Here is a 10657-nt window from a genome sequence, read left to right as displayed (position 1 = left end):
CCCACCAAGTGCCCCCCCCCGTCTACCACCCTCGCTCCGCCGCGGGGGCCGCGCGTCGGGCCAAACTCGATGTCGTGAGTGTGGGACTCGGGCTCCTGAATGTGGGACTCGCGTTACGGGACGGGGTGGCCTTCCCAGTAGGGGGCGCGGAGGCGGCGTTTGTAGAGCTTGCCGTTGGGGTCGCGCGGGAGTTCGTCGAGATAGTCGACGCTGCGGGGCAGCTTGAACTTGGCGAGGCGGGTGGCGGCGTAGGTGAGCAGCTCCGCGGTGAGGTCGTCGGAGGGTTCGACGCCGGGGGCGGGCTGGACGACGGCCTTGATCTCCTCGCCCCAGTCCTCGTGCGGGACGCCGAACACGGCGACGTCGGCGACCTTCGGATGCATCACCAGCTCGCCCTCGATCTCGGCCGGATAGATGTTGACGCCGCCCGAAATGATCAGATCCGCCTTGCGGTCGTGCAGGAAGAGATAGCCATCCTCGTCGAGATGACCGACGTCGCCGAGCGTGAACAAATCGCCCACCCTGGCCTTTTCGGTCTTCGCCTTGTCCTTGTGGTACTCGAACTTCGAGTCGCCCATCTTCATGTACACCGTGCCGGTCTCCCCCGCCGGCAGCTCGTTCCCGTCGTCGTCGAGGATCTTGATCGTCGAACCCGGCCACGGCAGCCCGACCGAGCCCGGCTTCCGCAGCCAGTCCTCCCCGTTGATCACCGTGCCGCCGCCCTCGGTCGCCGCGTAGTACTCGGTGACCACCGGGCCCCACCAGTCGAGCATCCGGCGCTTGACTTCCAGCGGGCACGGCGCGGCGCCGTGGATCATCACCCGCAGTGAACTCAGGTCGTACTTCGCGCGGACGTCGCCGGGCAGCGCGAGCAGGCGCCGGAACTGGGTCGGCACCATGTGACTGTGCGTGACCCGATGCCGCTCGATCAGCCGCAGCATCTCCTCGGGGTCCCAGCGGTCCATGAGCACCGCCGGATGCCCGAGCTGCAGCGAGATCGCGACGAAGTTGAGCACCGCCGTGTGATACAGCGGCGAACCGCACAGGTGGACGTGGTTGTCGAAGGGCTGGATCCCGAACACGCCGAAGAACCACGTCGACGCCGCGGGCACCTGGTCCGGATCGGCGCCGGTGAGCGGACGCCGGACACCCTTCGGGCGGCCGGTCGTGCCGGAGGTGTACAGCATCGGCGACCCGGCCGTGCGCCGCTCCGGCCTGCCGTCGCCTTCGCCGGCGCCGAGTTCCTCGATGCGCCGGAAGCCGGGCACGTCGCCGACGGCGAATCGCGCGGACGCGGGGATGCCCGCTTCGTCCGCCGCGGCCACCGCCGTTTCGGCGAACCGTTCGTGCGCGAGGAACGCCTTCGCCCCGCTGTCGGTGAGGATGTAGGCGATCTCGGGCCCGACGAGGTGCCAGTTGACCACGACGATGTACAACCCGGACTGGATCGCGGCGAAGTACGCGGCGACCAGTTCGGAACTGTTCGGCTGCAACAGCACCACGACGTCGCCGGTTTCGAGGCCGAGCGCCTCGAGACCGAGCGCGTACTTGTTCGCCTTGGCGGCCAGCTCGCCATAGCCGACCGCCCGGCCGTCCGGGTCGATCAGGGCGGGCAGCTCCGGCTGCTCCCCGGCGATGTTCCACAGTCCGAGCGTCTTCGCGGCAGTCGTCGACATACCGCAAATCTAGAACGCGTTCCACTCGTCGGCAATACACCGCCAGCAGGTTCTTGCCGTGAATTCGAGAACGTGTTTCACTCAGAACGTGACGGCCAGTGCATCCGAGACCCCCTTGTCGGCCCCGCTCGACATCGGCTTCGACTACACCCGATCGACCGGGCCCGTGCTCGGCCGGTTCGTCAACTCCCTGCGCGAGCGCCGGATCGAGGGCGTCCGCGGCAGCGACGGACGGATCCACGTACCCCCGGTCGAATACGACCCGGTCACCGCGGCACCGCTGGACGAATTCGCCCCGGTCGCCGAGGAGGGCACCGTCGTCTCGTGGTCGTGGTGCGCCGAACCTCTCGACGGCCAGCCGCTGAGCCGCCCGTTCGCGTGGGCGCTCATCCGGCTCGACGGCGCGGACACCGCGCTGCTGCACGCGGTCGACGCGGGCACGCCGGAGAACGTCCACACCGGACAGCGGGTCCGCGTGCGGTGGGCCGACGAAACCGTCGGGCACATCCGGGACATCGCGTACTTCCTGCCCGCGGACTCCCCCGACACCACTCCGACCGAGGACCCGCCACCGGTCGCGAAACGCGAGGACGACGCCCCCGTCGCCGTCGTGATCACCCCGGTGCACCTGGGCTACCGGCATTCCGCGTCCCCGGAGGAAAGCCGTTACCTGCGCGCACTCGCCGAAGGACGGCTGATCGGGCAACGTTGCCCCGCCTGCGCGAAGGTCTACATCCCGCCGCGCGGCGCCTGCCCGACCGACGGCGTGCCGACCACCGAAGAGGTCGAGCTTCCCGACACCGGCATCGTCACGACGTTCTGCATCGTCAACGTCCCGTTCCTCGGCCAGCGGATCCAGCCGCCGTACGTCGCCGCGTACATCCTGCTGGACGGCGCCGACATCGCCTTCCTCCACCTGGTGCTCGGCTGCGACGCGGCCGACGTCCGGATGGGGATGCGGGTCCGCGCGGCCTGGAAACCGCGTGAGGACTGGTGGACGTCGCTGGAGAACATCAGCCATTTCGAGCCGACCGGCGAGCCGGACGCGCCGTACGAATCCTTCGCCCATCACCTGTGAGGTCCCTGATGCCAGACGTCGCCGTCGTGGGGTTCGCGCAGGCCCCGAACGTCCGGGCAACCCCGGGCACCACCAACGGCGTGGAAATGCTCGTGCCGATCTTCGCCGAGGTCTTCGCCGCCACCGGGCTGTCCAAAAAGGACATCGGATTCTGGTGCTCCGGCTCGTCGGACTACCTCGCCGGACGCGCCTTCTCGTTCATCGCCGCGGTGGACGCGATCGGCGCGTTCCCGCCGATCCACGAATCCCACGTCGAGATGGACGCAGCGTGGGCGTTGTACGAGGCTTGGCTGAAGATCCGGATGGGCGAGGTCGACACCGCGCTCGTCTACGGCTTCGGCAAGTCGAGTGCCGGAACGCTGCGCCGCGTGCTCGCGTTGCAGCTCGACCCGTACGTCGTCGCTCCACTGTGGCCGGATTCGGTGTCCATCGCGGGCATCCAGGCACGGCTGGGGCTCGACGCCGGGCTGTGGTCCGAAAAGGACCTTGCCGAGGTGGCGGCCCGCAGCAGGGCGGACGCCGCGGGCAATCCGGCCGCGCAGCTGTCCGGTACGGCCGAGGTCGCGGATCTGCTCGACACGCCGTACGTCGCGGATCCGTTGCGGGCCCACGACATCGCCCCGGTGACCGACGGCGCCGCGGTGATCGTGCTGGCCTCCGCGGAGCGCGCGAAGGACCTGGCGGAGCGCCCGGCCATCCTCACCGGCATCGAGCACCGCGTCGACTCCCCCGTGCTCGGCGCGCGGGATCTGACCCGGTCGCCGTCGACCGAATCCGCCGCCGCGGCACTGGATCTCGACGGTGTCGAAGTCGCGGAACTGCATTCGCCGTTCACGCACCAGGAACTGATCCTGCGGAACGCGCTCGGGCTCGGCGACGGCGTCAGGATCACGCCGTCGGGCGGCGCGCTGACCGGCAACCCGATGTTCGCCGCCGGGCTCGCCCGCATCGGCGAGGCGGCTAACCGGATTCTGTCCGGGGAAGCGCGGAAGACCCTCGCCCACGCGACGAGTGGCCCGGCGCTGCAACAGAATCTGGTCGCGACCCTGGAGGCACGATGAAGCAGCTCGCGGCCGTGCTGGGCACCGGCCAGACGCACCACAAGGCCAAGCGCACCGACGTGTCGATGCCGGGCCTGCTGCGCGAGGCGATCGACCGCGCGATGCTCGACGCGCAGGTGGGCTGGGACGAGATCGACGCGGTCGTCCTCGGCAAGGCGCCGGACCTGTTCGAGGGCGTGATGATGCCCGAACTGTTCCTCGCCGACGCACTGGGCGCGAACGGGAAACCGTTGCTGCGCGTGCACACCGCGGGGTCGGTCGGCGGGTCGACGGCGCTGGTGGCGACGTCGCTCGTGCAGGCCGGGATCCACCGGCGCGTGCTGACGGTGGCGTTCGAGAAGCAGTCCGAGTCGAACGCGATGTGGGGACTGTCGATCCTGCCGCCGTTCCAGATGCCGGTGGGCGCGGGGGCGGGTGGCTATTTCGCGCCGCACGTGCGGTCCTACATCCGGCGGTCCGGGGCGCCCGAACACATCGGCGCGATCGTCGCGGCGAAGGACCGGCGCAACGGCGCGCTCAACCCGTACGCGCATCTGCAGCAGGACGACATCACGGTGGAATCCGTGCAGGCGTCGCAGATGCTGTGGGACCCGATCCGCTACGACGAGACGTGCCCGTCCTCGGACGGCGCCTGCGCGATGGTGATCGGCGACGAGGCGGCGGGCGACGCCGTCCCCGGCGGCGCCGCGTGGGTGCACGCGACCGCGATGCGCACCGAGCCGACGACGTTCGCCGGCCGCGACCAGGTCAACCCCCAGGCCGGGCGCGACGCCGCGGCCGCGTTGTGGGCCGAAGCCGGCATCACCGACCCACTGTCCGAAGTGGACGTCGCGGAGATCTATGTGCCGTTCTCCTGGTTCGAGCCGATGTGGCTGGAGAACCTCGGGTTCGCCGAAGAGGGCCAGGGCTGGAAGGTCACCGAGGCCGGGGACACCGCGCTCGGCGGGCGGCTGCCGGTGAACGCGTCCGGCGGCGTGCTCTCGTCCAACCCGATCGGCGCGTCCGGGATGCTGCGGTTCTCCGAGGCCGCGAAACAGGTCATGGGCCGCGCCGGGGACTACCAGGTCGACGGCGCCCGCGTCGCGCTCGGCCACGCCTACGGCGGCGGGTCGCAGTACTTCTCGATGTGGGTGGTCGGCTCCGCCAAACCCGGCTCCTGACCCCGCGTACCCAGAACGCGAACTCGCGTACCCGGACGGTCGGTTGGCGTACCTGGAGGGTCGGTTGGCGAACCGGCTCCCTGGGTACGTGAGCCGACCCTCGGGGTACGCGAGTTCGCCGTGCCAGGTCCGAAAATCCTTGACACGTTCCGAGAATCCCGGGTACATGTTGACGGTTCGCCGCATGTGACAACGATGTCAACATCCTGGGAGGCTTGCCCATGCGTGCCCGCCTGCTCCTCGCCGCGACGCTCGTGCTCCCGCTCGTCACCGCCGTGCCGGCGGCGGCGCATCCCCGGCCGTCGAACGTCGACCTGGTGAACCCGATGATTGGCACCACGGGCACGGATCCGAGCGAGTACGGCGGCATGATCCCGAGCACCGCGCCGCCGTTCGCGATGACGCGGTGGTCGCCGATGACGCGGCAGAACTGGGTCAGCCGCCTGCCGTATCACCACGACGACACGAAGATCACCGGGTTCATCGGCACCCACCAGCCGGCGATCTGGATGGGCGACTACGGCTACGTGTCCGGAATGCCCGGGATCGGCGACGTCAAGCCGGGCAGCGACGCGCGGGCGATGCCGTTCACCCACGCGGACGAGAAGGCATCGCCGCAGAAGTACGCGGTCAAAATGCAGGCGGGCGGCGGGAAGACCGTCGGCGCCGAGCTGACGGGGACGTCGCGCATCGGCGTCATGCGGTTCAGCTTCCCCTCGGATTCTTCGCCGAACTTCGTGCTGGACGCGACGCGCGCGGGCATCACCGGCGGGGTCACGATCGATCCGGCACGGCGCGAGATCACCGGCTACAACCCCGACCGGCAGGATGCGAAGCTCGGGCCGTTCAAGGCGCCGCATTTCAAGGGCTACTTCGTGGCGAGTTTCGACACGCCGTTCACCGGTTACGGGACGTCGACCGGCTCCACGGTGCACGAAGGGGAACGGAGCCGCACCGACGCCGGGCTCGGCGCGTTCGTGCGGTTCCCTTCCTCGGCGCGGCAGGTGCAGGTCCGGATCGCGACCTCCTTCATCTCGGTCGACCAGGCGCGGGAGAACCTGTACCGCGAGGCCCCGGACCCGCGGGGATTCGACCGCGTCGCGGCGCGCACCAAGGCGGCGTGGAGCGAGAAGCTCGACCGCGTCGACATCGAAGGCGCGACCTCCGACCAGCTGGCGACGTTCTACACCAGCATGTTCCACGCGCTGCAGTATCCCTCCGAGATGTCGGAGTATGGCCAGTATTACAGCGCGTACGACGACAGAGTCCATAATGGAACGAGCTACACCAGCTACTCGCTGTGGGACACCTTCCGCGCCGAAAACGCTTTTCTGACGCTCTTCGCGCCCGAGCGCGTCGACGACATGGTGACGTCGATGCTGCAGGACTACCGCGAGGGCGGCTGGCTGCCGATGTGGAAGAATCCCACCGAGACCAACATCATGGTCGGGACGAACGCGGACTCGATCATCGCCGAGGCGATCGCCAAGGGCTTCACCGGATTCGACCGGAACCTGGCCTACGAAGCCGTCCGCAAGGACGCGACGACCCCGCCCGACCGGGACACCGAACTACGCTTCTCCGATCGCGAAGAGGGAACGCCGGTCGAGGCTCGCGCCGGGCTGACGACGTACAAACAGAACGGCTGGGTCGCGAACGACCGCACCGCCGAGGCGGGCTCCCGAACCCTCGACTACGCCTACGAGGACTGGGCCGTGGCCCAGGTCGCGAAGGCGCTCGGGAAGACCGACGACGCGAAGTTCTTCCTCGACCGCAGCAAGAACTACCGGAATCTCTACAACCCTTCGACGGGCTTCATGCAGTCGCGGAACTTCGACGGCTCGTGGGCGGACGGCGGCTGGACCGAGGGTAACCAGTGGGTCTACAGCTTCGACGTCATGCACGACGTCCCTGGCCTGATCTCCTTGATGGGCAAGGAGAAGTTCCTGTCGCTCTTGGACAGGCACTTCGCCGAGGGACACAACAACCACACCAACGAACCCAGCCATCACATCGGTTATCTGTACGACTACGCGGGACGACCGTGGCAGACCCAGGCACAGGTGCGGAGCATCGCGGCGGCGAACTACGCGAACCGGCCGGACGGGCTGACCGGCAACGACGACTGCGGGCAGATGTCGTCCTGGTATCTGCTGTCCTCGCTGGGGATCTACCCGGTCAACCCGGCGTCCGACCAGTACGCGGTGGGCAGCCCGTTCTTCCGGAAGGTCACGGTGCGGCTGCCGGGCTCCCGGCGTCCGCTGGTGGTCTCGGCGCCGGGCAACGCCGCGGACAAGCCATACGTGCAATCGTTGCGGCTCAACGGAAAACCGATTACCCGGCCGTTCCTGAGCCAGCGTGATCTCACCGGAGGCGGCGAGTTGCGGTTCGCGATGAGCGCCGAGCCGCAGCCGTGGGGTGGCGACGGCACCCCACCCGGCCACCGGTGACGAAGAGGCTCCTGATTCCGTGGTTCTCAGGACGTCCGGTCAAGACGCGTAACCGAAAGACTTGACTCACCGGCTGGCCCGGCGCCTCCTGTTACGTTCGGCAGGATCGCACTTTTCCTTGACTGGAAGGCATTCCATGCTTCGCAAGACGATCGCGGGCCTTGTCGCCACGCTGCCGATTCTCGTCGGCGTCGCCGTCCTCGCCCCGGCTTCCGCGGCAGCGGACACCTACTGCTGCGCGATCGGCATGTCCGGTGGCGGGACCACCCCTCCGCCTCATGGGAGTGGCGGGACCACACCGCCCCCGCACGGTGGCGGGACCACACCGCCGCCTCACGGTGGCGGAACCACACCGCCCCCGCGGGGAAACTGAGCACCGGGCCGGGCAACAGCATCGCCCGGGGTGTCACGCCGACGGGAAACCCGCCGACGCGACGCCCCGGGTTTCGGCGTACTTCGCCACGGACCCGGCCAGACCGTGGTCTCGGGCCCTTTGCGGGAGTCAGCCGTAGTTCACCGGGTAGTGCTTGATCCCGTTGAGCCAGCTGGAGCGGAGCCGCTGCGGCGGGGCCGCCTCGGTGATGCCGGGCATGACGTCGGCGATGGCGTTGAAGATCAGGTCGATCTCGAGCCGGGCGAGGTTGGCGCCGATGCAGTAGTGCGAACCGGTGCCGCCGAAACCGACGTGCGGGTTGTCCTCGCGCAGGATGTCGAACCGTTCCGGGGCGTCGAAGACGTCGGGGTCGAAGTTGGCCGAGCTGTAGAACATGCCGACCCGGTCGCCCGCGTGGATCTCCTGGCCGCCGAGCACGGTGTCCCGGGTGGCGGTGCGCTGGAACGCGACGACGGGGGTGGCCCAGCGGACGATCTCGTCGGGCGCGGTCTTCGGGCGCTGGTCGCGGTAGATCTCCCACTGCTCGGGGTGATCCAGCAGCGCCTTCATCCCGTGGGTGATGGCGTTGCGCGTGGTTTCGTTGCCGGCCACGGCGAGCAGGATGACGAAGAAGCCGAACTCGTCGGAGGCGAGCGACTCGCCGTCGACGTCGGCCTGGATGAGCTTGGTGACGATGTCGTCCATCGGGCATTTTCGCCGTTCCTCGGCCATGTTCCAGGCGTAGCCGAGGATCTCGGCGGAGGCGGCGACCGGCTCGACGTCGTATTCGGGGTCGTCGTAGGCGATCATCTGGTTGGACCAGTCGAAGATCTTGAGCCGGTCCTCCTGCGGGATGCCGATGAGCTCGGCGATGGCCTGCAACGGGAGTTCGCAGGCGACGTCGGTGACGAAGTCGCCCGCGCCCTTCTTCTTCGCCTCGGCGACGATTCGCTCGGCGCGGTCACGCAGCGTGTCTTCGAGCCGGGAGATCGAGCGCGGTGTGAAGCCCTTCGAGACGATGCGCCGGAGCTTCGTGTGCTGCGGCGCGTCCATGTTCAGCAGGACGAGACGGTTGGCGTTGAGCATCTCGTCGGTGGTGTTCTCGTCGAACCGGATGATCGCGGTCTTCTCGCTCGACGAGTAGAGCTGGCTGTCCCGCGAGACTTCCTTGACGTCCGCGTGCCGCGTGACCACCCAGTAGCCGTCGTCGCCGAAACCGGCGGTGTTGCGGGCCTGCGGATTCCACCACACCGGTGCGGTACGCCGGAGCTCGGCGAACTCGGCCAGCGGCAGCCGATTCGCGTAGAGGTCCGGATCGGTGAAGTCGAAACCGGCGGGGATCAGCGGAGCTGCCACAGGTGCCTCCTACGCGGTTCGCCGATGAAACACGTTCTAGAGGGGATTAGAGCATACGGCGTTAACCAAGGGAAGAGGATTCAGTGAAACCTGTTAACTTTATCGATGTGGCCGACAGAGCCGCAGGTGAGCGAGCGCTCACTCGATCAAGATCCAGATAGCGTCAATGCTGCCCGCCCTTGCCAAAAATAGGAACATGTTCTAGTTTTGGCCGGGTGAACGGTGTTGACGGACGAAAGGGACACGCATGGGCACGCCAGTGATCGTCGAGGCCGTGCGCACCCCGATCGGCAAGCGCCGAGGGTGGCTGGCCGGGCTGCACGCGGCCGAACTGCTCGGCGCCGCGCAGCGCGCCGTGCTCGACCGGGCCGGCATCGAGCCGGAACTCGTCGAGCAGCTCATCGGCGGCTCGGTGACCCAGGCGGGCGAGCAGTCGAACAACGTCACGCGCACCGCGTGGCTGCACGCCGGGCTCCCCGAGACCGCCGGCGCGACGACCATCGACGCGCAGTGCGGCTCCGCGCAGCAGGCCGCGCACCTCATCGCGGGACTCATCGCGACCGGCGCGATCGACACCGGGATCGCCTGCGGGGTCGAGGCGATGAGCCGGGTGCCGCTCGGCGCCAACCGCGGTACCGAGGCGGGCACCCCGCGGCCGTCGTCGTGGTCGATCGACATGCCCAACCAGTACGGCGCGGCCGAACGCATCGCCGAGCGCCGCGGCATCACCCGCGAGGACGTCGACCGGTTCGGCACCGAGTCGCAGCGCAAGGCCGCCGCCGCGTGGGCCGCCGGGCACTTCGACCGCGAGATCGTGCCGGTCAAGGCGCCCGTCCTCGGCGAGGACGGCACCCCGACCGGGGAGACCCGGCTGGTGAACCGCGACCAGGGCCTGCGCGAAACCACCGTCGACGGGCTCGCGAAGCTCAAGCCGGTGCTGGACAACGGAATCCACACCGCGGGCACGTCGTCACAGATCTCCGACGGCGCCGCCGCGCTCCTGCTCATGGACGCCGGCCGCGCGAAGGCGCTCGGCCTCCGGCCACGCGCACGGATCGTCGCCCAGGCACTCGTCGGCGCCGAGCCCTACTACCACCTCGACGGCCCGGTCCGCGCCACCGAGCGAGTGCTCGCCAAGGCCGGGATGACCATCGGCGACCCGGACCTGTTCGAGGTCAACGAGGCCTTCGCGTCGGTGGTGCTGTCCTGGCAGCGCGTGCACGGCCCGGACGAGTCGCGCGTGAACGTCAACGGCGGCGCCATCGCGCTCGGGCACCCGGTGGGCAGCACCGGCTCGCGGCTGCTCACCACGGCGTTGCACGAACTGGAACGCCGGGACGCCTCCACCGCGCTCGTGACGATGTGCGCCGGCGGTGCGCTCGCCACCGCCAGCATCATCGAACGCCTCTAGAACTCGTGCGCGTTCCGGCCGGGCGCCCCGCCGCCGGTACGCGCCCGGTCCAGCGGCGGGGGGTGCCGCGGGCGGGGGATCCGGCGGGCCCC

Annotated in this window: 7 protein-coding genes; 5 read left to right on the top strand and 2 right to left on the bottom strand. The window is 69.1% G+C overall.

Translation table 11 applies throughout. The features are described 5' to 3' along the window. Positions 1-113 precede the first annotated feature (113 nt). The gene (locus ACFWX1_RS36025; RefSeq protein WP_378394272.1) at positions 114-1676 is read right to left on the bottom strand and encodes an acyl-CoA synthetase; all 1563 of its coding nucleotides are present in this window, start codon (positions 1674-1676) and stop codon (positions 114-116) included. Between the two features lie 88 nt (positions 1677-1764). On the opposite strand from ACFWX1_RS36025, the gene ACFWX1_RS36020 reads away from it, so the two are divergent. The 4 genes from ACFWX1_RS36020 to ACFWX1_RS36005 all read left to right on the top strand — a co-directional run bounded on the left by ACFWX1_RS36020 (position 1765) and on the right by ACFWX1_RS36005 (position 7425). Then, positions 1765-2754 (top strand): Zn-ribbon domain-containing OB-fold protein, encoded by a 990-nt coding sequence (locus tag ACFWX1_RS36020; RefSeq protein WP_378394271.1) that lies wholly within the window; start codon positions 1765-1767, stop codon positions 2752-2754. Between the two features lie 8 nt (positions 2755-2762). Beyond that, a complete protein-coding gene (locus ACFWX1_RS36015; protein WP_378394270.1) occupies positions 2763-3815 on the top strand; it encodes a thiolase domain-containing protein in 1053 nt (350 codons plus the stop codon). Continuing rightward, complete coding sequence (locus ACFWX1_RS36010) at positions 3812-4975, top strand: thiolase domain-containing protein (protein WP_378394269.1); 1164 nt, start codon at positions 3812-3814, stop codon at positions 4973-4975. Before ACFWX1_RS36015 ends, ACFWX1_RS36010 begins: the two co-directional genes overlap by 4 nt. A 221-nt stretch (positions 4976-5196) precedes the next feature. Continuing rightward, positions 5197-7425 carry a GH92 family glycosyl hydrolase gene (locus tag ACFWX1_RS36005; RefSeq protein ID WP_378394268.1) on the top strand — a complete coding sequence of 743 codons (2229 nt, stop codon included), beginning with the start codon at positions 5197-5199 and terminating at the stop codon, positions 7423-7425. A gap of 502 nt (positions 7426-7927) precedes the next feature. Here the strand turns inward: ACFWX1_RS36005 and ACFWX1_RS36000 are convergent. Next, positions 7928-9154 carry a cytochrome P450 gene (locus ACFWX1_RS36000; protein WP_378394267.1) on the bottom strand — a complete coding sequence of 409 codons (1227 nt, stop codon included), beginning with the start codon at positions 9152-9154 and terminating at the stop codon, positions 7928-7930. Between the two features lie 247 nt (positions 9155-9401). Here ACFWX1_RS36000 and ACFWX1_RS35995 point away from each other — a divergent pair, with 247 nt between their 5' ends. Then, complete coding sequence (locus ACFWX1_RS35995) at positions 9402-10565, top strand: steroid 3-ketoacyl-CoA thiolase (protein WP_378394266.1); 1164 nt, start codon at positions 9402-9404, stop codon at positions 10563-10565. Positions 10566-10657: the final 92 nt, after the last annotated feature.

Source organism: Amycolatopsis sp. NPDC059021 (assembly GCF_042739895.1).
In the GTDB taxonomy this organism is placed as follows: Bacteria; Actinomycetota; Actinomycetes; order Mycobacteriales; family Pseudonocardiaceae; genus Amycolatopsis.
Note: the sequence above shows the minus strand (reverse complement) of the source record. Positions and strands in the feature narration are given on the sequence as shown.

Coding starts and splice junctions, on each gene's coding strand:
- ACFWX1_RS36015 (WP_378394270.1), top strand. CDS start 2,763: ATGCCAGACGTCGCCGTCGTGGGGTTCGCGCAGGCCCCGAACGTCCGG.
- ACFWX1_RS36025 (WP_378394272.1), bottom strand. CDS start 1,676: ATGTCGACGACTGCCGCGAAGACGCTCGGACTGTGGAACATCGCCGGG.
- ACFWX1_RS36005 (WP_378394268.1), top strand. CDS start 5,197: ATGCGTGCCCGCCTGCTCCTCGCCGCGACGCTCGTGCTCCCGCTCGTC.
- ACFWX1_RS36010 (WP_378394269.1), top strand. CDS start 3,812: ATGAAGCAGCTCGCGGCCGTGCTGGGCACCGGCCAGACGCACCACAAG.
- ACFWX1_RS35995 (WP_378394266.1), top strand. CDS start 9,402: ATGGGCACGCCAGTGATCGTCGAGGCCGTGCGCACCCCGATCGGCAAG.